The organism is Streptococcus sp. HN38, from assembly GCF_028335765.1.
In the GTDB taxonomy this organism is placed as follows: Bacteria; Bacillota; Bacilli; order Lactobacillales; family Streptococcaceae; genus Streptococcus; species Streptococcus suis_P.
The window spans coordinates 1,201,752-1,226,818 of the sequence record NZ_CP116604.1 but is presented as its reverse complement, the minus strand read 5'-3'; the positions used below and the strand labels follow the sequence as shown (position 1 = coordinate 1,226,818).

The window sequence follows — 25,067 nt, the reverse complement described above, 5'->3', positions numbered from 1 at the left end:
ATAGATTGGACAACGTCCAATCTATTTTAATTTTTGCCAATAAGCTTTGTAGATATAAAGTTGAAGAGCAGCAGATAGAACAAATAGTAAGGTCATCAAGGCTGAGCTTACATAAGCTGCACCAATAGTGCCAGCTAATATGATGCTGACAACTAGAATAATGGCTCCGAGAAACATTGTTCCTATGATCGATCCAGCAATCAACCATTGACCCGCTCCGCGACCAAATAACTGGTTACTATTTTGCCAGTTGAGCATAAGGAGTCGTTGGTCACGCCAGTAATAAATCTGACCAGTTAGCAGGGCTGAAATGATGATGCCGACTGTAAAGAAGACTGCTAGAATGAGTTTGACTTTCATGAAACCTAGAGCCAAAGCAAAGTAAAGTAGAGTTGGTAGTGCGAATTGCACGGCAGCCAATACCCAGAATTTTTGGATGATAAATTTTTTGAAACTAATAGGAAGCGTTCGAATGAAATGATAATTTTCCTTTTCCAATGACATGGCCACTCCGATGAAGGTTGTAGAACCAGCAAATAGACTGCCAAGCAAGAATCCAGCTAATAGAGCAATACCAAAGAAATCCCATTCAACTGAACTTAGACCACCATTCTCTGTGAAACGGCTAAAACTTGGAAAAAGCGCCACTCCCATGATGATTGGTTGTATCATGGTTTGGACCATGAGGTTGCTATCTTTAAGAGTAGATAGGTGGTGTTTCACTAAAGCCTGATTGAGATTGCTAGGAATCTTGCCAGACTTAGCATTATTGGTCCGTTTTGTCGAAGCATTTTCAATCGCCAAAACTTGATTAAAGTAGTTGGGAATGACAGTTTTAAACGCAAACGTAATAAGTCCAAACATCAAAATGAGAGGAAATCCAAAATGAAGGAGTGTTTCTAGTGATATAGTATGGCTGACCAAGTAATGGAATCCAGCAAATATGGGTATGATAGGAAAATCAACAAAGCCACCAGATTCGAGTGAAACGGTCTGCTGAGATTGCAGGAACATGAGCGCAGCAAAAGCCAGCAAGGAAGAACCTGTCATCAGGATTGTAGAAATCAATGTTTTACGAGGGCTTTTTGTCAGAACTTCCCCAACAAAGTGCATGATAATCAGATTGACTAAATTAACTAAAATCCAGAGAATCAAAAAGGAAGGAATGGAAGCTAAGGCGAGGAACGGACCGCCAATTTGCCAGTAAGTGATTAGAAGTAAAGACAGACACGGCATGAGGAAGGGTAGGACCATCCCTTGTGCAGAGAGGATTTTAGCGAGGAAGACTTCTTGTGGCTTCAGGGGAAGTGCTAAGTACAACTTTGTATCCTTACTATCGTAGAAAACGGAGAAGAAACCTGTAAAACCGTAGACAATGGCAATAATGGTAAAGAGCGCTAGTTGCAGAGAAAAGAAACCGATGGACTGACTATAATCTACTCCCATGAAAAAGACAGAATAGAGAAGTCCGAAACTCAAAACCATAAATACTTGTTGCAAGAGGACACTTTTATAGGCTGAAAAGGAGGCGTCTTTGCGCTTACTTTGTTTCTTCTTGACGGAAGCTAGAAGTTGAGGATTGGAATAAAGAATATTAATCTTTACTAATTCCCAAATGATGGATTTACTCATACTTCCTCACCTGCCTTCACTTGTTGGCGTCCAGCTAATTCCAAATAGATGGTTTCCAAATCTTTATCAGGATACTGTGATTTGAGTTCATCAAGACTTCCTACGAAAATGAGTTGCCCTTTTCGGAGAATAGCAATGCGGTCACAGAGTTGTTCAGCTACTGAAAGGACGTGTGTAGAAAATAGAACGGTGTGACCAGATTGAGCATGTTCTTTCATCATTTGTTTTAGGTCGAATGAAGCCTGAGGATCCAGTCCAGTTAGGGGTTCATCCAAAATCCAAATATCAGGGTTAGGGATCAATGCACCAATAATAATGGTTTTCTGACGCATACCGTGTGAAAAACTATCAATAGGCTCATGCTGGCGCGCTGTCATATCAAATAGACTAGATAGTTTAGCGATACGGTCATCAACTGTATCCTTTTGTACACCATAGACCTTGCCCATAAAGTGCCAGTATTCAAATGCTGTTAAGTGTAGGAAGATGTCTGGCGAATCTGGAACATAGGCTATCCGTTTTTTGACTTCATCGCGGTTCTCCTCTAGGTTTAAACCATCAACAGAGATAGTTCCATAACTGGCTTCGATTATCGAAGTCAATAGACTGATTGTCGTTGTTTTTCCTGCCCCATTGTGACCAATTAAACCGAAAATCTCGCCGCTTTCAATTGTCAAATTTAGGTCATCAAGCGCGATTGTTTCGCCGTATGTTTTTGTGATATGGTCAAATTGTATCATAGTAACCTCCTTGTTATTCGTGAACTAAAAGTAGGGGCTTTCTAGGTAGTCCAAGCCGTATTCCAAATGTCCTTCGAATAATATATACAATTAATTACATTTATTATACTGCTATCTTAGTACAAAAGCAATAGTTTCTATCAATATTTTTGTAGTATGGATACGGATATATTCCAAGAAGTCGAGTGTAAAAAGGAATGCAATAAGCTCGATTATCAGAAAATCTGCTATAATAGACCTATGAACGATTTAATCAAGCACAAGTTGGAGCTGCTTCCGGACAGTCCGGGTTGCTACCTCCATAAAAACAAGTACGGAAAGATTATCTATGTGGGTAAGGCCAAAAACCTGCGCAATCGGGTGCGGTCTTATTTTCGTGGTGCCCATGATACCAAGACAGAGGCTCTAGTGGCTGAAATTGCCGACTTTGAATTCATCGTAACGGATTCTAATATCGAGGCGCTCTTGTTGGAAATCAATCTGATTCAGGAAAACAAGCCTCGCTATAACATCATGCTCAAGGATGATAAGTCCTATCCCTTCATCAAGATTACCAAGGAACGGCATCCACGGCTGCTCATTACTCGGCAGATTAAGAAGGATGGCGGTCAGTATTTTGGTCCCTATCCAGATGTGGGTGCGGCCAATCAAACCCTCAAACTATTGGAGCGCCTCTATCCTTTCCGCAAGTGCAAAATGCCTGAGAACAAGTATTGTCTATATTACCATTTGGGGCAATGTTTGGCTCACGGGGAAAACCTGCCCAGCCTGTCTGACTATGACAAGATGGCAAAAGAAGTTGCCCAATTCTTGACGGGGCATGATGATAAGATTGTCAAGGAAGTTCAGGACAAGATGAAGGCGGCTGCTGGCAATTTGGAATTTGAAAAGGCTGCGGAATACCGCGATGTCCTTCAATCCATTTCAACCCTGCGGACCAAGCAACGTGTCATGGCCCATGACTTGCAAAATCGAGATGTCTTTGGCTACTACGTAGACAAGGGCTGGATGTGTGTGCAGGTTTTCTTTGTTCGGCAGGGGAAACTGATTGAGCGGAATGTCAATCTTTTTCCATATTATAACGATGCGGACGAAGACTTTTTGACCTACATCGGTCAGTTTTACAGGGACCAGCAACATTTGATTCCGTCAGAGGTCTTGATACCGCAGGATATTGACCAAGAAGCCGTAGAAGCTCTAGTAGATACCAAGGTCATCAAGCCTCAGCGTGGCGAGAAGAAGCAACTTATCAATTTGGCGACCAAGAATGCGCGTGTCAGTCTGGAGCAGAAGTTTAATCTTTTGGAGAAAAATCTGGAGAAGACCTACGGTGCGGTGGAGAATATCGGTCAGCTTTTGGGGATTCCGACGCCTGTGCGGATTGAGGCTTTCGATAACTCCAATATTATGGGGACTAGTCCTGTGTCGGCTATGGTGGTCTTTGAAAATGGGGTGCCTAATAAAAAAGAATACCGCAAGTACAAGATTAAGACGGTGGAGGGGCCAGATGATTATGCTTCCATGCGAGAAGTTTTGCAGCGGCGGTACAGTCGGGTCTTGAGGGACGGTTTGACACCGCCTGATTTGATTATCATCGATGGTGGTCAAGGTCAGGTAAATGTCGCCAAGCAGGTCATCGAGCAGGAGTTGGGTATGTCTATTCCCATTGCAGGTTTGCAGAAGAATGACAAGCACCAGACCCACGAGTTGCTCTTTGGCAATCCGTTGGAAGTAGTGGAATTACCCCGTAATTCACAGGAATTTTTCCTCCTGCATCGGATACAAGATGAAGTGCACCGCTTTGCTATTGAGTTTCACCGTCAGGTACGCTCAAAAAATTCCTTCTCATCTAAATTGGACGGCATAGAAGGTTTGGGACCAAAACGCAAGCAAGCTTTGATGAAGCATTTCAAGTCTATTGGCAATATCCAGTCAGCCAGTTTGCAAGAAATCGCAGAAGCAGGTGTGCCGTATAAGGTGGCGGAGAAGGTTAAGGAAAAGTTGAAGTAGAACCAAACGCTGTAATAATATCCAAAAATATAATAAAAATACACCGAAATGCTTTGTAATCTCGGTAATGTATGTTATAATATACATATCTAGTGCTTGATAAGCTTAAATTTATCGCTAATAAAATGATGCTATCAAATAGAGGGGTAGGTAAAGGCTATGCAAAGATATATCACTCATGCAGTTGGACTATTGTTCATATTGTGTATGCTACTGCCGTTTGCATATACTACGGACAGTGAAAGTTATTCTGTTTTTCTTGTGTCAGGTTGGCAGTATTTCAGCCAAAACTTATTTTCCTTGTCCTCTATTCTAATCTTTTTAGCTTTCTTTTTCATTAATTATCAAGCTAATAAAAATATTCAGCTGATTATTTTTATCATGACTTTTATGGTTACATTGTATTTTTATTGCTTACCTATTCTGGCTTTAGGAGAAGAATTCTGGAGTCGTATAATCGAATTGCCTGTTGCTTATTACATTTGTGGTTTACTTATGCTTGTTGGAGTTGGATTAAAAGTAAAACGTTTGGTATCTGGTTAATTGCCTAATATTTCTGAAAAGCACGAGGACTGTCTTTCTAGTCAGAAGCTGGAAAACAGTCCTTTTAAGATAATCTGGTAAATCTTGGCTTCTGGTAGGTAGAGATGAGATTTGAAAGCTCTACTAATTTATGGTAAAATGAATTATCAATGACTGATTAAGGAGAAAGCAATGGCGTTCGGCGAAGAAAAACACAAGAAAACAACATTTGAAAAAGTAACTTTAGTAATTGTTGTCGTGATGGTTGTCGCGACATTAGCTGGCTTGATTTTACCAGCCATTAATGCATTGATGAATTAAGAATCTGTATTCACTGTTCAGCACTTCTATACTAAGGCTAGTTTTTAAGCACTCATCGTTAGTTTTTTTCAAAATACAGTCAGTATTTTGAAAAAACTACCTTGATTGGCTAAAAACGATTTCTTATATATAAGCACTTCGCTTGTGAATACAGGTCTAAAACGCTTTTAAGCGTTTTTTTCTAGGAAAGAATAGGGTAAATTATGAGTATGTTTTTAGATACCGCCAAGATTAAGGTTAAGGCAGGTAAGGGAGGCGATGGGATGGTCGCCTTCCGCCGTGAAAAGTATGTACCTAATGGCGGTCCTTGGGGCGGTGATGGTGGCCGTGGCGGAGACGTTGTTTTTGTTGTAGATGAAGGCTTGCGTACCTTGATGGACTTCCGTTACAACCGTCGTTTTAAAGCTGACGATGGCGAAAAAGGGATGACCAAGGGCATGCATGGTCGTGGTGCGGAAGACCTGATTGTTCGAGTACCACAGGGGACAACTGTTCGTGATGCGGATACTGGCAAGGTCATCACCGACTTGGTTGAAAATGGTCAAGAATTTGTCATTGCCCACGGTGGTCGTGGTGGTCGTGGAAATATTCGCTTTGCGACACCTAAGAATCCAGCTCCTGAGATTTCTGAAAATGGAGAACCAGGTGAGGAGCGCAATCTTGAATTAGAATTGAAAGTGTTGGCTGATGTAGGTCTTGTAGGTTTCCCATCAGTTGGTAAGTCAACGCTTCTCAGTGTTATTACAGCAGCTAAACCTAAAATTGGTGCCTACCATTTTACAACCATTGTTCCAAATTTGGGAATGGTTCGGACCAAATCTGGCGAGTCATTTGCTGTGGCAGACTTACCAGGTTTGATTGAGGGTGCTAGTCAAGGTGTTGGATTGGGAACGCAATTCCTTCGTCACATCGAGCGGACACGTGTTATCTTGCATGTTTTGGACATGTCAGCAAGTGAGGGTCGTGATCCTTATGAAGATTACGTAGCCATCAACAATGAATTGGAAACCTACAATCTTCGCCTCATGGAGCGTCCTCAGATTATCGTTGCCAACAAAATGGATATGCCAGAAGCGGCAGAAAATCTGGAAGAGTTCAAGAAGAAATTAGCAGCCAACTATGGCGAGTTTGACGAACTGCCACAGATTTTCCCAATCTCAGGGATTGCTCACCAAGGTTTGGAAAATCTTTTGGATGCCACAGCTGAGTTGCTAGAGAAAACGCCTGAATTCTTGCTCTACGAGGAATCAGATTTCCAAGAAGAGGAGGCTTACTATGGCTTTAACCCAGATGAGCCAGAATTTGACATCAGCCGTGCAGACGATGCAAGCTGGGTTCTATCTGGTGACAAACTAGAAAAACTCTTCACCATGACTAACTTTGATCGTGACGAATCTGTCATGAAATTTGCTCGCCAGTTGCGTGGCATGGGTGTCGATGAAGCCCTCCGTGCCCGCGGAGCCAAAGACGGCGATACAGTTCGCATCGGCAAGTTCGAATTTGAGTTTGTGGATTAACGTAGCAGTTTGACTGCAAGTTAACTTGCTAGTCAAACTACGCCAAGTCCTAGGGGACCTTGGCTAGCTACCTTACTAACTTCACCCAAATGGTAGTATCGACCATTTGGACTCCGTGTCGTAACTTTGGAATCACATCTAAGTCCTAAAGGACTTGATGTGATACGGTAGCCGTTATGGCGGACTACCTACCAACCTTACTAATTCCGCACAGGCAGTGGTATCGACTGCCTGTACTCCATGTCGTAGCCTGTCCAGTGGAGTGAAACAGTTTGCAGAACTTTTTCAGCTGGTTGCCTTGAAATACGAAAGCGACCATGTTCGGGGGACAGTTTTAACCCGAGCTAAGAAATTCGAAAGCGAGGTAAGCAGTTTGACTGGGAGTGGGAAAGAACTCGACTAGTTAAAAAAGAGTTCGTCTTCCCACCCCCGCACAGTTGATTAGGTCAGATTTGGAGTGTAAAACACGAACAAATCTGCCAATCAACCACTGCGCTGAGATGTTGACACGAACTCTAAAGAGTGGTGCTAGGCTTTTTGCCCAGCCTCTAGTCAAACTACGCCAAGTCCTATGGGACCTTGGCTACCAACCTTACTAATTTCATTCAGTTAATGATCGTTTGTAAATAGTCTATAAAATAGTTGGAGGTTAATATGGGCGATAAACCAATATCCTTCAAGGATAAGGATGGAAATTTTGTCTCAGCAGCCGATGTATGGAATGCTGAGAAATTAGAAGAACTTTTTAATACACTTAATCCAAATCGGAAATTACGTTTGGAGAGGGAGCGTTTGGCAAGAGAGAAGGAAAATGAGTAAACTTGACCTGTTTGTTTTCAAATAACTAGCAGGTTTTTGGTATTGAATTTTGAAAATGTTAGTGAATGTGCTATAATATAATTAGGGGAAATGCTCTATTTTTCGAATATATAATACGAGGTTATATCTCAATCAATAGAATATGGAGAAAAATATGAGCAAAAAAAGACATCGCATCAATCCAATGATGGACATTGCAGCTAAAAAAGTTTTTAGCGATCCAGAGGTGACCATTGATTTCATTGAAACCTTTCTTGGTTTCAGACCTAAAATGGTCAAAATTATGAACGGAACTCTTGCTGATTTAAAGAAAGAACAAGATGGCTATTTTACTACGACCGTTGATGTTCTTGCCTCATTGGAAGATGATACCCAAGTAGTGATTGAAATCCAAGTCGCCAACCAAAGAGGCTTTTTGAAAAGATTGTGGACCTATATTTGCCAACACCTGGTCGCAAACCTGCCCAATGTTCGACAAAAAGTTGCCAAAACCCATAAGATGTACGATAAAATCCAACCTGTCTATGGTATCGCCGTAGTTGCAACCAACTACTTTAAAGATGAAAGACCAGTCCATTCATTTATTATTACGGATTCAGAAACAGGTCAGGTCTTGGAGTTTCCATTTGGTAAACAAGAACAAGCGAGAAAGCCCTTCGAGATGGTCATTGTAGAACTAAAGAAACTGCCATTGGGAGAAATGGATAGGAAACAACAGCTTTGGATGGAATTCTTCTCTAACAAAGAATTTAGCTTAAAACAAACCAGTGCGATCCAAAGGGCAGAGTATCTTTTGGATGTGAATAATTGGACACAGGAGGAAAGAACAATGATTGACACATGGAACCGAAATGCTGCTAGTTATTACGAAACCATGCAGGAACGCTTTGAAGAAGGCTATGAGGAGGGTGTTGAGGATGGTTATGAGAAAGGTGCAGAACAAAAAACGCAAGAAGTTTTGACTTCTCTTTTTCAAGTTGGCATGTCTGATGAGAATATTTCCCTAGTTCTGAAAATGCCTATTGAACAAGTGAGGGTGTTGCGGAAAGAAAATGTCACAGAAGAAGGTCATGAACATGGCAACTAAGCTGTTTTTTTCTGATGGTATGAAATCTCGCTTCGTTATTTCAACAGATCTCCCACGGAATAATAGATGTCGAAGCTAATGGAGCCAACACAAAGGTGGATAAGAGAATGATAGAAGGAGAACTCTGTGCTACACAGGGTTCTTATTTTAAATTTCTTTTCCTGTTTTAATTGCATACTATCAAGATTTACCTAGGATGCAAACAAGCGAGAAAGTTCATTTCGTCAGGCTACAGGGTCTGTCGTAAAGGCTATCTTTTCTAATTATCTCAAATTTGTCATCACCAACTTGTCCCATAGTAAGTTCTACCTTATTTCTTTGTCTCAGTCTAATTTCTAGTTTTGGGGTTAGACTAGAACTTACTTTGGGAATTTAGCAAGAAATTTTTCATGCGTAAGGCGTGAAAAATGATTGATTTTACTTGAAAATCGGGGGGGGGGGTAGTGTATAATGCTTATAGAAGCTAAAAATGGTTAGCTAATAGTAAAATGAGGGAGATGTAATCTGAAAGCATTTTTAGTTACCTATCTTATTTTTAGCTATGCATAGAATACAGGAGGATAATAATGCATCATTCTAGAAGAAAATCTTTTGACTGGTACGGATTGAAACAGCACTTCTCAATTCGTAAATACCACTTTGGTGCTGCTAGTGTCTTACTTGGGATGTCGATTGCACTTGGTACTGGGACACAGGTTGTTCAAGCAGCAGAGACAGTTACAACCCCAGAGTCTACGTCCGTAGCTTCATCCACAAGTGCTACAGAATCAACGACATCAGAAACTTCAACAGAAACGGCGACTTCATCAAGTTCTGAACGTACAGTTGAAATCGGCTATATTGTTAAGTACGCTACTGAAGATGATACACTTGCGAACGCTTCAGTAGAAACAGTTTCAGTTACTACCACAGAAACAATTGCAAAAGCAACGGTATCTGTCACAGCAGTAGTACCAGAAGGGTATGAATTAGCATCAGGTCAGTCAGCTACAGTTTCTCAAGAAGTGACAGAGAATGGACAAAATATTGTAACTGTAAAAGTTGTTAAGAAAGCTGAAGAAAAAGCGGCAACTTCTGAAACAACTACAACAGAAACAGCAACTGCTAAATCAACAGAAGGCGCAGCTACAACAACTGCAACAGTTTCTGAAGCTGTAAAAACACCTGCTACTGTAGAAGAAGCAAAAACTGTTCTTGAGCAAGTAACTTCAGAAGCAGAAGTTTTGGCAAATGAATCTGAACGCCTTGTAGCTGCATCTGACAAGGAAGACACAGCCTTGAAAGCAGCTGCTGCAGCGACTAAATTAACTGCAACACAAGCAACTGCAGTCTTGAAGGATTCAGTAGCGACACTTGAGGAAGTAAACGCTCAAATCAGTGCAGTTCGTACAAACGTAGAAGCTCTAGTCTTAGAATTGCGTAAGTATTATCCAGATGGTGAAATCACTGCAGTATTGGATACCGCTACTGGAACTCCAGCTGCAACGACAATCGAAACTACAAACCCGGCATCTGTCTCTTATGCTCAACACGGTGTTTGGGAAATCCCAGATCCAGTTAAGGCTGCGAACTCAGGTCTTACAGCTGCTGAGAGAGAAGCAACCATTACAGTAGCTGAAAAGAATTATCCTGCAGGCTATATTGGAGACCAAGATGCCAACCGTGATACTTTCTTGATTTTTAATTTCGACACAGTCGGTGGCTATGGAGATGGTAAAAACTTTAATGATTGGGCGGGTCATAACTACTATATGACTTTCTCAGTGTCAACTGATTCAACTGAACGTGCGGCATCTGACGTTGTTTATGCTAAGTTGGTTGAGAAAACAATGAACGGTGATAGAGTTGTTAAAACTGTTGAACTAAAGCCTAATGTCAAAACTGTGGTTGATGAGTTGAACGTTCTAGAGAATTACCAAGCTCATAAAGTAAAATATGATTTTACTTACATTGTTTCAGAGAATGGTGTCACAACTCGCCAAATTTCAATTTATAATTCAAATGGTGCCAACTGGAATACTGCAGTTTATAACAAACTAGATCAGACAAGAGTAAATGTAAACACGAATTCTTTTTCAACAGCTGTTCCGAGTGGTACGATCCAAACAACATCATATTATGTAAAAGAAAATGCAGCGACTGGTCGCCTTCGTGAGTTGCTAGCACGTTACACTCAAGATAGTGGTTTAGTCGGGGATGCTTTTCATATTGCTGGTGCTATCGATTTTGATAATTATGAATTAATTGAGTCAGAATTACCTAAGGTAGAAAGTGGTATATTAGCTACAGACTATAAAGTTGGTACGCAATATGCTGTTTTCCGTGGACAATGGAACGAGGCACGCTTGTACACCATTACAGATGTTAATGGTGCGTTGCAAATGCAAGTCTATATGCTAGATCCAAACAATCCAGACTGGGCTAATTTTTACAAAACTAAAATGAATAATAGTGGAATGGTCTCTGACTTGGATGATTACTTTACGTTGATGTTCACTACTGAAGAAATGCAACCAGGAGGAACATACAATACTAAGCCAGGAACGTTCACATCTAAATTTTACGACGCCAATAAACTTGTTCTTGAAGGAAAACAGGTTCAGGTTCTTGATTCCAATGGTGATGTACTTGGAACATTAAATGATACCAAAACGTCTTACACCACTGCTACTGGTCAAATTGTAAATGTAAAAAGTGTGACAGATACTATGGTGACTGACGAAGATGGTACCGTTCATACTGTTAACACAAAAAAAATCTATAAAACGGATGCGGCTGGTAATTACGTTGATGCAAACGGAGATGTCCTTACTCCAATTCAGTGGAGCGTTGATGCTCCATATAAAAATGGAAAAAAAGCAGATGGCATAGCAGATGGCTATGGAACAGTAGCTAAATTCGATACTGATAGCGTAACTGTTTCTACAGGACCTCTAGATGCGACAAATACGAATGCTCTTTGGAAATTTGGATGGAACTACAAGACACCAGATATCTCTGATGCTAATGTAGACAGAGGTGGTGATGATCGTTGGGAACTTGGCGGGTTAGAGATGACATTATCCAACTCTAATGTTAAGAATGAACAAAATGCTCGTTACTTCTACACTGAAAAAGGTGGCGTTGATGTTTACTACGTAGACACAGAAGGTAACATCCTTAAGGATATGGTGACTGTAGTTGGACATGGTGACACAGGTTCAGAATACAATACCGCAGCCGTACGTGATAACAGCATCGTAGCAGCAGATGGTACCGTATACTACTACAAAGAAATTGATACTACAGCAAAAAATCTCCACCCTGTTGTAGATGACAAGACGGATACAGATTACCGTTCAAATGAAAAAATTGACGCAGAAAAAGGTACCATTAAGTCTGATACAGTTAAACAATTAACTTATGTTTACGAAAAAGCTGGTAATGTTAATATCAACTATGTAGACACAGAAGGTACCCCACTTCAAGCCTCAGTCGCAGATGTAACAGACGGTAAACCAGGTTCAGACTATAACACAGCTCAAGAAGGTGAAAAACCAGAAATCATCAAGACTAAAGACGGTAAGACTTACAAACTTGCTCCGGCAAATACTTACAACGTTGGTACCGTTTCAGATGATAGCAACTTGACAGCAGTTGGCAACGGTAAAGCCACAGGTATCGACGACGTAACAGGTACAGTCGAGTCAGGTGTTACTAAAGAAATCACTTATGTCTACAAAGAAGTAAAAGGTAACGTTGTTGTTAAGTATGTCGATGTAAATGGCAACCCAATTTCAGGAACAGCTGATAAAGGTGTTGACGGTAAGGAAAAAGAAGTCGCAAGTGAAGTAGAAGATACACCATTATCATCAACAACAAACACAGGTAACGGCTACGACACAACAGACAACCGTCCGAACACAATTACAACAGCAGACGGAAAAGTGTACAAACTAGTACCAGCAGCAACGCAAGGAAACGAAGCAGGAGATATTGTAGAAGGAACAACGACAGTAACATACGTTTACGAATTGCTTCAAGGTGATGTTATCGTACATTACGTTGATACTGAAGGTAACACAATTGCAGACGATGTAACAGACCAAGTTATCACTGACACAGGTACAGAATACGACACAAGAGATAACAAACCAGAGAAAATCGTTAATGACGAAACTGGCGATGTTTACTACATCTTGCCAAAAGATGAAGTCAAAGCAGGCGATAAGGAAACTGGTAAAGTTGTAGAAGGTACGACTGAAGTTACATACATCTACGAAAAAGCTGGTAGCGTTAATGTTAACTATGTCGATACAGAAGGTAATGTTCTTAAAGATCCAGTTGCAGACGTGACAGATGGTAAACCAGGTTCTGGCTATGACACTGTTCTTGATAACAAACTGGCTAGCATCTCAGTAGATGGCAAACTTTACCGCCTAGTTCCTGCAGGTGATTACAAAGTTGGTACTGTTGGAGCAGAGAATAATTTGACAACTGTTGGTAACGGTAAAGCAACAGGTATCGATGCTACGACTGGTAAAGTTGAAGCAGGTAAAACAAAAGAAATCACTTACGTTTACAAAGAAGTGAAAGGTGACGTTGTTGTTGAGTACTACGATACCGAAGGAAATACCATCGCTAAAACAGAAGTTGATACACCAACAACATCAGTAGACACACCATATGAAACCTACGACCACAAACCAGCAACCATTACAGTTGTTGAAAAAGATGGTTCAGAAACACTCTACTACTATAAAGAGGTTAAAGATACATCTGCACCAGAAAAAGGTGATGTCGTAGAAGGAACAACAACAGTTCAATACGTCTACGAAAAAGCTGGTTCAGTCAACGTTAACTATGTGGATACTGATGGCAATGTGATTGCAACTAAAGTAGCTGATGAAACAAATGCACAAGCAGGTACTGACTACGCTACAACAGACCACAAACCAGCAGAAATCACCACAGCAGATGGTAAGACATATCGCCTTGTCGCAAAAGAAAAAGCAGGTGATTACCCAGTTGGTACAGTTTCAGATGCAGGTAACTTGACTGCTGTAGGTAACGGTACTGCAACAGGTGTTGATGCAGAAACAGGTAAAGTTGAAGCTGGTAAAACAAAAGAAATCACTTATGTTTACGAAGAAGTGAAAGGTGATGTCATCGTTCACTACGTTGATACCAAAGGTAACCCAATTTCAGGTACAACAGACGAAGGTAAGAAAACCGCAAGCACTGTAACTGATACACCAGAAAGCTCAACAGGTGTGGACTACAACACAACAGACTTAAAACCAAAAGAAATCACCACAGCAGATGGTAAGACATACCGTATCGTACCAACTCTTACAAAAGGTAGCGAGACTGGTAAAGTTGTAGAAGGCACAACAGAAATCACATACGTTTACGAAGAAGTCAAAGGTGATGTTGTTGTTAACTACGTCAATACAGACGGTGATGTGATTGCTCCACAAGTAGTGGATACGAAGACAACTTCAACAGGTGTAGACTACGATACGACAGATCACAAACCATCTAAGATTACTACTGAATCAGGTGAGGTTTACTACTACAAAGAAGTTAAAGCTGGCGATAACGAAACTGGTAAAGTTGTAGAAGGCACAACTGAAGTGACTTACATCTACGAAAAAGCTGGTTCAGTTAACGTTAACTATGTCGATACAGAAGGTAATGTTCTTAAAGATCCAGTTGCAGACGTGACAGATGGTAAACCAGGTTCTGGCTATGACACTGTTCTTGATAACAAACTGGCTAGCATCTCAGTAGATGGCAAACTTTACCGCCTTGCTCCGGCAAATACTTACAACGTAGGTACAGTTTCAGATGACAATAACTTGACAGCAGTTGGTAACGGTAAAGCAACAGGTATCGATGCTACGACTGGTACAGTTGAAGCTGGTAAAACAAAAGAAATCACTTATGTTTACGAAGAAGTGAAAGGTGACGTTGTTGTTGAGTACTACGATACCGAAGGAAATACCATCGCTAAAACAGAAGTTGATACACCAACAACATCAGTAGACACACCATATGAAACCTACGACCACAAACCAGCAACCATTACAGTTGTTGAAAAAGATGGTTCAGAAACACTCTACTACTATAAAGAGGTTAAAGATACATCTGCACCAGAAAAAGGTGATGTCGTAGAAGGAACAACAACTGTTCAATACGTCTACGAAAAAGCAGGTAACGTTAACGTTAATTATGTGGATACAGAAGGTAACGTCATCCAAGCTCCTGTAGCAGATGTGACAGATGGCAAACCAGATTCTGCTTATGCTACTACAGACCACAAACCAGAAGAAATCACCACAGCAGATGGTAAGACATATCGTCTTGTCGCAAAAGAAAAAGCAGGTGATTACCCAGTTGGTACAGTTTCAGATGAAGGTAACTTGACTGCTGTAGGTAACGGTACTGCCACAGGTGTTGATTCAGAAACAGGTACAGTAGAAGCAGGTAAAACAAAAGAAATTACTTACGTCTACGAAGAGGTAAAAGGTGATGTCATCGTTCATTACGTTGATACCGAAGGTAACCCAATCTCAGGTACAACAGACGAAGGTAAGAAAACCGCAAGCACTGTAACTGATACACCAGAAAGCTCAACAGGCACATCATACGATACAACAGACCTAAAACCAAAAGAAATCACAACAGATGAAGGTAAGACATACCGTATCGTACCAACTCTTACAAAAGGTAATGAGACTGGTGATGTTGTAGAAGGCACAACAGAAATCACATACGTTTACGAAGAAGTCAAAGGTGATGTTGTTGTTAACTACGTCAATACAGACGGTGATGTGATTGCTCCACAAGTAGTGGATACGAAGACAACTTCAACAGGTGTAGACTACGATACGACAGATCACAAACCATCTAAGATTACTACTGAATCAGGTGAGGTTTACTACTACAAAGAAGTTAAAGCTGGCGATAATGAAACTGGTAAAGTTGTAGAAGGTACAACTGAAGTTACTTACATCTACGAAAAAGCTGGAAATGTTATCGTTCACTACATCACAGAAGATGGAACAGTGCTCAAGGCTACTGTAACAGACGAAGAAAACGCTGAACCAGGTAAGTCTTATGACACAACTGACAACAAGCCAACAGAGATTGTTACAGAAGATGGTTCACGTTATGTCTTGATTCCGTCTAAGACAGTTGGTTCTGAAACAGGTACAGTTGAAGGTGGTAAGACAATTGAGATCACTTATGTGTATAAGAAAGTCGCTAACTGGATCCCACAAATTCCAGGTGTACCAGAAGGACAAGAACCAAAAGTTCCATATCCATTTGATCCAACTAACCCAGATGTACCAGTAACACCAACTCCAGATACAGTGATTCCAAACGTTCCAGGCTACACACCAGTAGATCCTAAGACCAACGAACCATTGAAACCAGTTGATCCAACAGATCCAGGTAAGGGTTATGTACCACCAACACCAGATGATTCTAGCGTTGACACACCAATCCCTTACGTTCAAAATGGTAACGTTGTGGTGAACTACGTGGATGAAAATGGCAATGTGCTTAAGACACCTGTTAACGACGAAACAGACGCTCCAGCAGGTAAGTCTTATGACACAACTGACAACAAACCAACTACTATCACAACAGAAGATGGTTCACGTTATGTCTTGATCCCATCTAAGACAGTTGGTTCTGAAACAGGTACAGTTGAAGGTGGTAAGACAATTGAGATCACTTATGTGTATAAGAAAGTCGCTAACTGGATCCCACAAATTCCAGGTGTACCAGCAGGAGAAGAACCAAAAGTTCCATATCCATTCGACCCAACTAACCCAGATGTACCAGTAACACCAACTCCAGATACAGTGATTCCAAACGTTCCAGGCTACACACCAGTAGATCCTAAGACCAACGAACCATTGAAACCAGTTGATCCAACAGATCCAGGTAAGGGTTATGTACCACCAACTCCATCAAATACAGGAGAAGATACACCAATTCCTTACGTTCAAAATGGTAATGTTGTGGTTAACTACGTAACAGAAGATGGAACAGTTATCAAAGCACCAGTTCAAGACGAAACCAACGTTCCTGCTGGCAAGTCTTATGACACAACTGACAACAAACCAACAGAGATTGTTACAGAAGATGGTTCACGTTATGTCTTGATTCCGTCTAAGACAATTGGTACAGAAAACGGTACAGTTGAAGGTGGTAAGACAATTGAGATCACTTATGTGTATAAGAAAGTCGCTAACTGGATCCCACAAATTCCAGGTGTACCTGAAGGACAAGAACCAAAAGTTCCATATCCATTTGATCCAACCAATCCAGATGTACCAGTAACACCAACTCCAGATACAGTGATTCCAAACGTTCCAGGCTACACACCAGTAGATCCTAAGACCAACGAACCATTGAAACCAGTTGATCCAACAGATCCAGGTAAGGGTTATGTACCACCAACACCAGATGATTCTGGCGTTGACACACCAGTCCCTTACGTTCAAAATGGTAACGTTGTGGTGAACTACGTGACTGAAGATGGTACAGTAATTAAGACACCTGTTAACGACGAAACAGACGCTCCAGCAGGTAAGTCTTATGACACAACTGATAACAAGCCAAACACTATCACTACAGAAGATGGTACAACTTATGAGCTTGTTCGTGTGGAAGGTTCAGAAACTGGTACTGTTGTAGGTGGTAAGACTACTGAAGTAACATACGTTTACCGTAAAGTAGAAACACCTGCTAAGAAGGTTGTAACAAACCACGTTGACGAAGACGGTAACCCAATTGCACCGCAAGAAGAGGGTACAACACCTAACAAGTCAATCCCAGGATACGAGTTCACAGGTAAGACTGTAACAGATCCAGACGGTAACACAACACACATCTACCGTAAGGTAACTAAAGTTGTAACAAACCACGTTGACGAAGACGGTAACCCAATTGCACCGCAAGAAGAGGGTACAACACCGAACAAGTCAATCCCAGGATACGAGTTTACAGGTAAGACTGTAACAGATCCAGACGGTAACACAACACACATCTACCGTAAGGTAAGCAAACCTGTTGCACCAAAACCACAGGCTCCTGTAGCTCCAACAACTGCTAAAGCTGGTGCGGCTCAATTGCCAAACACTGGTGAAGCTTCATCATCAGCAACAGTACTTGGTGCAGGTATGCTTATTGCAGCTCTTGCTCTTGCAGGTAAACGTCGTCGCAACGAAGACTAATTAAATTATTTTTCCTAATTCCTATTCAGGTAAAATAAAAAAAGGAAAGGTTCGCCTTTCCTTTTTTTGTATACGCATTTTTGATATACTAGACATAGTAAGTTCAATGAAAGTATGAGAATTTGATATGAAATTAGTCTACACAGATATACGAAATCCTCTGACGCAGTATTTAACGGATATTGCTGCAGAATTTGCTAAGGAAGGTAAGCGAGTTTTTTATATTGCTCCTAATTCTTTGTCCTTTGAGATGGAACGCAAGGTCTTGGAATATCTACCTGAACAGGCAACTTTTGATATTATCGTGACCCGTTTTGGGCAATTGGCCCGCTATTTGATGATTGATAGGAAAGAAGCAGGTCAACCGCTGGATGATGTTGGTCTGGCCATGATTTTCTTTCGTGTTCTATCGCAATTTGAAGATGGCGACTTGAAAGTCTATGGTCGTTTGCAGACAGATTTTGGTTTCATTAACCAGCTAGTTGCTTTATACAAAGAATTGCAACGGGCAAATATGTCTATTTTGGACTTGGAAGCTATGGAGTCACCAGATAAGCAAGCTGATTTGGTAAAGATTTTTCTGGCTGTCACAGACATTTTGTCCAAAGAAGGTTTTGAGCATCAGTCTAAGTTGGCACAGCTGACTGGCCTGGTAGAAACTGGTCAGTTGGATGAGCAGTTGAAGAACATTGTGCTGGTGGTAGACGGATTTTCACGTTTTTCGGCAGAAGAAGAAGCTTTAGTAAGTGCTTTAAATGAACGAGTGTCGGAAATCCTGATTGGTGTATATGCCAGCAAGAAAGCTGTGCAAGCGACCTATGCGGAAGGCAACGTCTATCAAGCCAACGTTGACTTTTTACGTCAGTTATCAGCGCAGTTCCAGACTAAGGCTACTTATATTGGTCAAGAGCCAGTCTTGGACAGTATTGGTAAATTTTCAAAGAATATGGAAGCCTATTATGACTACAGTGGGACCATGCTTGACTTGACTCCAGAAGACCAAGAAAAAATCCAACTCTGGGAAGTTGTTAACCAAAAAGAAGAAGTGGAGCAAGTTGCGACTGCAATTCGTCAGCATGTGCATCAAGGGGCTCGCTATAAAGACATCTTGTTGCTCTTGGGTGATGTGGATAGCTACAAGTTGCAGATTGGCAAGATTTTTGACAAGTATGATATTCCTTACTATTTCGGCAAGGCAGAGGAGATGAGTCATCATCCTCTGGTCCATTTTGTGGAGTCCTTGGAACGTTTGCGCCGCTATCGTTTCCGAGCGGAAGACCTGTTCAATCTCCTCAAATCTGGTTTGTACGCCAGCATTTCCCAAAAGGAGCTGGACCTATTTGAGTCTTACATCCTCTTTGCGGATATGAAGGGGCAGGCTGCTTTTTCGAGGGCTTTTTCGGTCAATGGCAGAGCAGACTATGATGCTGAAGTCATCAAGGAGAAAAGGCTTGTCTATGATTTGGCTGTCTTGGAACCTCTACGTGCTAAGATTATGGAACCTTTGAATCAGCTGTTTAAGACTGGACCACAATCTGGAACTGCCTTGCTTGAGAAATTTATGGCATTTTTGGAGGCAATTGATCTTCCTAAAAATATGGAAAAAATGTCTCGAAATTTGAGTGAAGTAGAGCAAGAAAAAGAAGAGCAGGTCTGGAAAAGTTTTACCCATCTTCTTGAGAATTTTCATCAGATTTTCGGAAAAGAAAAATTGAAAATGGATGATTTTCTGGCTATTTTACAGGCTGGTATGCAAGCCAGCCACTATCGTACCGTTCCTGCAACGGTTGATGTGGTCAATGTCAAATCCTATGATTTGATCGAGCCGCACACTGCAAAGTATGTTTATGCTATCGGAATGGGCCAGTCCAATTTTCCAAAAGTTGCTAAGAATATCAGTCTATTGACGGAAGAAGAGATGGAAAAAGTCAATCTTGTTTCGGCTAGTTCCTCACGTTTTGATTTGGTCAGCCGAGAGAATATCAAGAAGAACCATGCTGCTATGATGTCTCTGCTTAATGCTGCGACGGAACAGTTAGTTATTTCCACGCCTCAGATTTATAACGAAGGTGAAGATAGTCTCTCACCTTATATCAAGATTCTCCAAAAAATGGGGCTGAAATCCGAAGAACGTGGACGGATTAAAACACTTAGTCCGCAAGACATCGGTCACTACAAGAGTCTCTTATCCCGTTTGATTGAGTCAGAAAGACCATCAATTGATCATGAAGAATGGGAAGGTCAGACGGCCTTCTGGACAGTCTTGGTTCGCCATTTGAAGAAGAAATTGGAGTCGCAAGGCATTGAAATTCCGACCATTACTGGCGAAATTACTTCTAAACAGCTTTCAGATGAAACCTTGGCTGCTTTATATCCAGAGGATAAGCCGCTCAATCTTTCTGCATCCAGCTTGACCAATTTCTACAACAACCAATATCTTTACTTCGTCCGTAATGTTCTTCGCTTGCGGGAACAGGAATCCATCCATCCGACTGCCTTTCAGCATGGTTTGTTCTTGCATCGGATTTTTGAACGAGTGGTCATGGACCAATCTGAGCTAGATTTTGATCAAAAAGTGGACAAGGCCATCCTGCGTACACGTGACGAGGCAGAATTTGCTATGTTTTATAACCAGGATGCGGATGCTCGTTATACGGAGGAGGTGCTGGATAAGATTGCTCGCTCCAGTGCAACCATTTTGCGGGATAATGATTTGGTGGAAATTGATGGTCAGGAAAAGAGTTTCCGTCAGGATAAGGCGCTGGTTTTTGACCTTCAAAATGGTAAGAGTGTGCATGTAAATGGTACCATTGACCGCTTGGATACCTTACAAATCAATCAGGCTGTCGGTGTTGTGGATTACAAGTCCAGTGACCAATCTTTTTCAGTTGGGGATTTTTACAATGGTCTAAAACCTCAGTTGGTGACCTACTTGGCAGCCTTACAAGAGCTGGATGAAACCAAGGATAAACCTGTTTTTGGAGCTATGTATTTGCATTTGCAGGATCCGATTATCAAATTAAAAGACACGAAGAATTTAGAACAGCTAGAAGGAGCTGCCAATACTAGCTTGGTTTACAAGGGGCTTTTCTTGAAGGAGGAAAGTCTGGGGCTCAATCATTTTTATCAGACTCGTAACCAACTCTATACGGAAGATGAGTTTGCGGTGTTATTGAACCACAACCAAGAACTCTACAAACAAGCTGCCATGGACATTCTGGCTGGTCGCTTTGCTATTAACCCTTATACAAAAGATGGGCGTTCGGTGGCAGGTGAGCAGCTGAAGGCAATCACTGGTTTTGAGGCGGATCGGCACATGGGCATGGCGCGGCGGTTGGTAAAAGCGGCCAAGCGTCAAGATTGGATGGAACGAATGAAAGGAGGTCAGGACTAATGGCTTTTGAACAATTTTTAAGCGCGGAAGAAATCAAGGCTGTGCAGCTGGCGGAAGCCAATTCTGATAAGCAACAAAAACGCACACCTGAGCAGATTGAAGCTATCTACACGCACGGTCAGAATGTTCTGATCTCTGCATCGGCTGGGTCAGGCAAGACCTTTGTTATGGTTCAACGGATTTTGGATAAGTTGAAGCGTGGTGTGGGAATCGACCAGCTCTTTATCTCGACCTTTACAGTCAAGGCGGCTGGTGAGTTGAAGGAGCGGATTGAGAAAAATCTCAATGAAACCATTGCGGAGACGACGGATATGGAATTGCGCCGGCATTTGTCGGCCCAGTTGGCGGATTTGACTAAGGCAGATATTGGGACCATGGACTCCTTTACGCAGAAATTGGTAACGACTTACGGTTATAGCCTTGGTATTTCTCCGCAGTTTCGGATTTTACAGGATGAGACTGAAAAAGCGAGTCTGAAAAAAGAGGTTTTTGACCAGCTCTTTGCAGATTATCTTGAAGAGGATGAAAATGGTGCATTCCGCAAACTGGTTCGCAATTTTTCGGGCAACCGCAAGGATAATAGTGGTTTCCGTCAGGTTGTTTATCAGGTGCATGATTTTAGTCAATCGACGAGCAGTCCAACTAAATGGCTGAAAGAGCAGGCTGTTCAAGCTGATTTGTACAGTCAGGAGCATATAGAGCAGATCTTAGAGCAAGGCTTTAAGGAAAAAGTGTTAGACAAGCTCTATCAAGCTGCAGATTTCTTCCGCTACCATGTGGAATGGGGCAGAAATGACTTTGGATCTGCCAAGTATTTTGCAAATGTGGAAGAAGTCTTGGATTTGCTGACAGGTTTAGATAGTCTGGACCAGAAGGACTTGATGGAGCGGGTTGAAAGAATCCTTCTCATCAATGATCAGTCCAGAGGCAAGGGTCTGACCAATGCCAATCGACCAAAAGATGAGCATTTGATAGCCTTTAAAGAAGAATACAATGCTGGCAAGAGCCAGATCATCTCAGGACTACGAGATTTGGGTCAGGAAGTTTATGAATTGACCCTGCTGAAAGACTATCAGATTCAAGCTTTGCCACTGCTTGTATTATTACGTGCTTTTGTCCTAGACTTTTCACAGGCTTATCTGGATGTCAAAATCAAAGAAGCAGCCTTTGAATTTGGCGATATTGGGCATTTCGCTATTCGTATTTTAGAAGAAAATGTGGACATTCGCCAGCTTTTCCAAGAAAAATACCACGAAGTCATGGTGGACGAGTACCAGGATAACAACCATAGCCAAGAGCGAATGCTAGACCTGCTGTCTAACGGTCACAACCGCTTTATGGTGGGCGACATTAAGCAGTCCATCTATCGATTCCGTCAGGCGGATCCGATGATTTTCCAAGAGAAATTTGAACTGTATCAGGCAAATCCTCAGGCTGGGAAATTGATTTTGCTTAAGGAAAATTTCCGTAGTCAGATTGAGGTCTTGGAGGCAACAAATGCTATTTTCACACGCCTGATGGACCGTCAAGTAGGGGAAATCAAGTATGACGAAACCCACAGTCTAGTAGCTGGTAGTCCTGGTCAAAAAATTGCCCAGCCCAAGCATGAGATGGAATACTTCATTTACGATCAGCAGGATAGCGCAAACTCTTCAATGGATGCTGAGGAGGAAACACCTCTGACTGCTGGTGAAATTGAGGTCGTTGCAAAAGAGATTATTCGTCTTCACAATGAAGAAGGAGCAGACTTCAAAGACATCACTCTCTTAGTGCAAAAACGGACGCACAATGACCTCATTATGTCCATTTTTGAAAAACATGGGATTCCAATTGTGGCAGATGGCGGAGCAGCCTCCTATCTGCAATCTTTAGAAGTCATGATTATGCTGGATACCTTGCGGGTTATCAATAATCCACTCAATGACTATGCCTTGGTTGCCCTGCTTAAATCACCTATGTTCCGATTCGATGAAGATGAACTGACACGGATTTCCTTGCAGGCTGGGACAGGTTTCTTTTACCAGAAAATGGAAATAGCCCAGCAAACAAATGGGCAACATCCTGAACTCATGTCAGGAGAGTTGAAGAAGAAAATCAAGGATTTCTTGTCTATTTTGGAAAACTGGCGTGCTTTTGCCAAACTGCATTCTATTTATGACCTGATTTGGAAGATTTTCAATGAAAAATTCTACTATGACTATGTCGGTGCTCTTCCAAATGGCAGCAAGCGTCAGGCCAATCTATATGCACTAGGTCTGCGTGCCAACCAGTTTGAAAAAACAGGCTACAAGGGCTTGTCTCGCTTCATCGCCATGATTGACCGTGCCTTAGCAAATGACAAGGACTTGGCAGATGTACAAGAGTTTCTACCGCAAAATGCTGTACAGCTGATGACCATTCATAAGTCAAAAGGTTTGGAGTTTAAATATGTCTTCCTCATGAACATCGATAAGCGATTCAACTTGGAAGACCATTACCAGTCAGTCATTATCAGCCGAAAAAATGGTCTAGGTATCCAATATTTAGCGGATATGAAAGATAAGGTAAATAGCCCATTGCCTCAGGTGCGAGTCTTAATGAACACCCTTCCTTATCAAAATAATCTCCAAGAGCTAAAAATTGCTAATCTCTCAGAACAAATGCGGTTGCTTTATGTTGCACTAACGCGTGCCGAGAAGAAGCTGTATCTGGTTGGAAAGGGCAATGCTGACAAGTTAGCTGAAAAATACGATGGCAAAAAGGAAAATGGCGTACTTGCCCAATCAACTCGTGAAAGTATGGCAACCTTCCAAGACTGGATTCTAGCCATTGATGAGGCTTTTTCAGGAGAAGACTTGCGCTTCAAGAAAGTCTTTGTAACGGACGAGGATTTGACAGAGGAGAAGATCGGTAAACTGAAATTGAAGAGTAAGCTAGAAGATACCAGCCTTAAAGATATTCGTCAATCAGAAGACATCGCCCAGGCCTTGGACCAGCTGTCTTCTGTTCAAGAGTTGAACGAACGCTATAAGGCTGCCATTGAATTGCCAAGTTTACGGACTCCAAGTCAAATCAAGAAACTCTATGAGCCTATTTTGGAACAAGAAGGCATGGAAGTTATGGAAAAATACCAGCCCAAACGGACCTTCAACTTGCCAGATTTCTCCAAGAAACCAAAATTCACTGGAGCCCAAGTTGGTTCAGCAGTCCATGAACTCATGCAACGCTTGGATCTGTCTTGGTTGGTGACAGAAGATACGGTAAGTGAAGCCCTAGAAGCTGTTCATGCTGAGCAAGCGGTTAAAGACAAAATCAATGTTCAAATGATTTTGGATTTCTTTGATACAGACTTAGGAAGAGAAATTCTAGCCAATACGGACAAACTCCACCGAGAAGCTCCATTTGCAAGTTTGCAGACAGATTCTTTGTCACAGGAACAATTTGTCCTTCGTGGGATTATTGATGGCTACTTACTATATGATGATCATATTGTCCTCTTTGATTACAAGACAGACAAATATGACCAACCAAGCCAACTCAGCCAACGTTACCAAGCTCAAATGCAACTCTACGCAGAGGCATTGAAAAAAGCCTACAAGATAAATCGTGTAGACTGCCATTTGATTTTGCTTGGTGGGGAAAGAATTGAAGTGGTTGAAGTCAAAATATAGTCATTTAGTTTTTCTTTTATTACTTCGACGCAAGAGGAAACTCCATTTCCTTATTTCCAACTTCAAACATTCCGCTGGATTGTTTGAACTCGCTTTGCCGTACTTTGCAGGGGTGGCTTGCTCCGCAAGTGCTATCTCCAAC

The 25,067-nt window shown here is 41.6% G+C and carries 11 protein-coding genes; 9 read left to right on the top strand and 2 right to left on the bottom strand.

Features of this window, described 5'->3' with window-relative positions; all coding sequences use genetic code 11:
- Window positions 1-21: 21 nt before the first annotated feature.
- Window positions 22-1,632 carry a permease gene (locus tag PHA78_RS05960; RefSeq protein ID WP_272158555.1) on the bottom strand — a complete coding sequence of 537 codons (1,611 nt, stop codon included), beginning with the start codon at window positions 1,630-1,632 and terminating at the stop codon, window positions 22-24.
- A complete protein-coding gene (locus tag PHA78_RS05955) occupies window positions 1,629-2,372 on the bottom strand; it encodes an ABC transporter ATP-binding protein (protein ID WP_024376507.1) in 744 nt (247 codons plus the stop codon). Before PHA78_RS05955 ends, PHA78_RS05960 begins: the two co-directional genes overlap by 4 nt.
- A 240-nt stretch (window positions 2,373-2,612) precedes the next feature.
- Between PHA78_RS05955 and uvrC the strand changes: the two genes are divergently transcribed.
- The 9 genes from uvrC (at window position 2,613) to addA (ending at window position 24,925) form a co-directional block, all read left to right on the top strand.
- Window positions 2,613-4,382 carry an excinuclease ABC subunit UvrC gene (gene uvrC, locus PHA78_RS05950; protein WP_272158554.1) on the top strand — a complete coding sequence of 590 codons (1,770 nt, stop codon included), beginning with the start codon at window positions 2,613-2,615 and terminating at the stop codon, window positions 4,380-4,382.
- 159 nt (window positions 4,383-4,541) lie between these two features.
- Complete coding sequence (locus PHA78_RS05945; RefSeq protein WP_002943673.1) at window positions 4,542-4,925, top strand: hypothetical protein; 384 nt, start codon at window positions 4,542-4,544, stop codon at window positions 4,923-4,925.
- A gap of 171 nt (window positions 4,926-5,096) precedes the next feature.
- Complete coding sequence (locus PHA78_RS05940; protein ID WP_002935474.1) at window positions 5,097-5,225, top strand: DUF4044 domain-containing protein; 129 nt, start codon at window positions 5,097-5,099, stop codon at window positions 5,223-5,225.
- Window positions 5,226-5,428: 203 nt separating this feature from the next.
- A complete protein-coding gene (gene obgE / locus PHA78_RS05935; protein WP_032497945.1) occupies window positions 5,429-6,742 on the top strand; it encodes a GTPase ObgE in 1,314 nt (437 codons plus the stop codon).
- A 654-nt stretch (window positions 6,743-7,396) separates the two neighbouring features.
- Window positions 7,397-7,561, top strand: coding sequence for a hypothetical protein (locus tag PHA78_RS05930; protein WP_024409594.1), 165 nt, complete (start codon window positions 7,397-7,399; stop codon window positions 7,559-7,561).
- A 154-nt stretch (window positions 7,562-7,715) separates the two neighbouring features.
- Window positions 7,716-8,648, top strand: coding sequence for an Rpn family recombination-promoting nuclease/putative transposase (locus PHA78_RS05925; RefSeq protein ID WP_158293404.1), 933 nt, complete (start codon window positions 7,716-7,718; stop codon window positions 8,646-8,648).
- Between the two features lie 566 nt (window positions 8,649-9,214).
- Window positions 9,215-17,881: a MucBP domain-containing protein gene (locus tag PHA78_RS05920; RefSeq protein WP_272158552.1), complete on the top strand. Its 8,667-nt coding sequence runs from the start codon at window positions 9,215-9,217 to the stop codon at window positions 17,879-17,881.
- A gap of 127 nt (window positions 17,882-18,008) precedes the next feature.
- A complete protein-coding gene (rexB, locus tag PHA78_RS05915; protein WP_272158551.1) occupies window positions 18,009-21,275 on the top strand; it encodes an ATP-dependent nuclease subunit B in 3,267 nt (1,088 codons plus the stop codon).
- Window positions 21,275-24,925, top strand: a complete 3,651-nt coding sequence (gene addA / locus PHA78_RS05910; protein ID WP_272158550.1) for a helicase-exonuclease AddAB subunit AddA — start codon at window positions 21,275-21,277, stop codon at window positions 24,923-24,925. The genes rexB and addA overlap by 1 nt, the downstream gene beginning before the upstream one ends.
- Window positions 24,926-25,067 lie beyond the last annotated feature (142 nt).

Excerpts from the sequence above, each read along its gene's own strand:
- PHA78_RS05960 (WP_272158555.1), bottom strand. The coding sequence starts at position 1,632 with ATGAGTAAATCCATCATTTGGGAATTAGTAAAGATTAATATTCTTTAT.
- PHA78_RS05955 (WP_024376507.1), bottom strand. The coding sequence starts at position 2,372 with ATGATACAATTTGACCATATCACAAAAACATACGGCGAAACAATCGCG.
- uvrC (WP_272158554.1), top strand. The coding sequence starts at position 2,613 with ATGAACGATTTAATCAAGCACAAGTTGGAGCTGCTTCCGGACAGTCCG.
- PHA78_RS05945 (WP_002943673.1), top strand. The coding sequence starts at position 4,542 with ATGCAAAGATATATCACTCATGCAGTTGGACTATTGTTCATATTGTGT.
- PHA78_RS05940 (WP_002935474.1), top strand. The coding sequence starts at position 5,097 with ATGGCGTTCGGCGAAGAAAAACACAAGAAAACAACATTTGAAAAAGTA.
- obgE (WP_032497945.1), top strand. The coding sequence starts at position 5,429 with ATGAGTATGTTTTTAGATACCGCCAAGATTAAGGTTAAGGCAGGTAAG.
- PHA78_RS05930 (WP_024409594.1), top strand. The coding sequence starts at position 7,397 with ATGGGCGATAAACCAATATCCTTCAAGGATAAGGATGGAAATTTTGTC.
- PHA78_RS05925 (WP_158293404.1), top strand. The coding sequence starts at position 7,716 with ATGAGCAAAAAAAGACATCGCATCAATCCAATGATGGACATTGCAGCT.
- PHA78_RS05920 (WP_272158552.1), top strand. The coding sequence starts at position 9,215 with ATGCATCATTCTAGAAGAAAATCTTTTGACTGGTACGGATTGAAACAG.
- rexB (WP_272158551.1), top strand. The coding sequence starts at position 18,009 with ATGAAATTAGTCTACACAGATATACGAAATCCTCTGACGCAGTATTTA.
- addA (WP_272158550.1), top strand. The coding sequence starts at position 21,275 with ATGGCTTTTGAACAATTTTTAAGCGCGGAAGAAATCAAGGCTGTGCAG.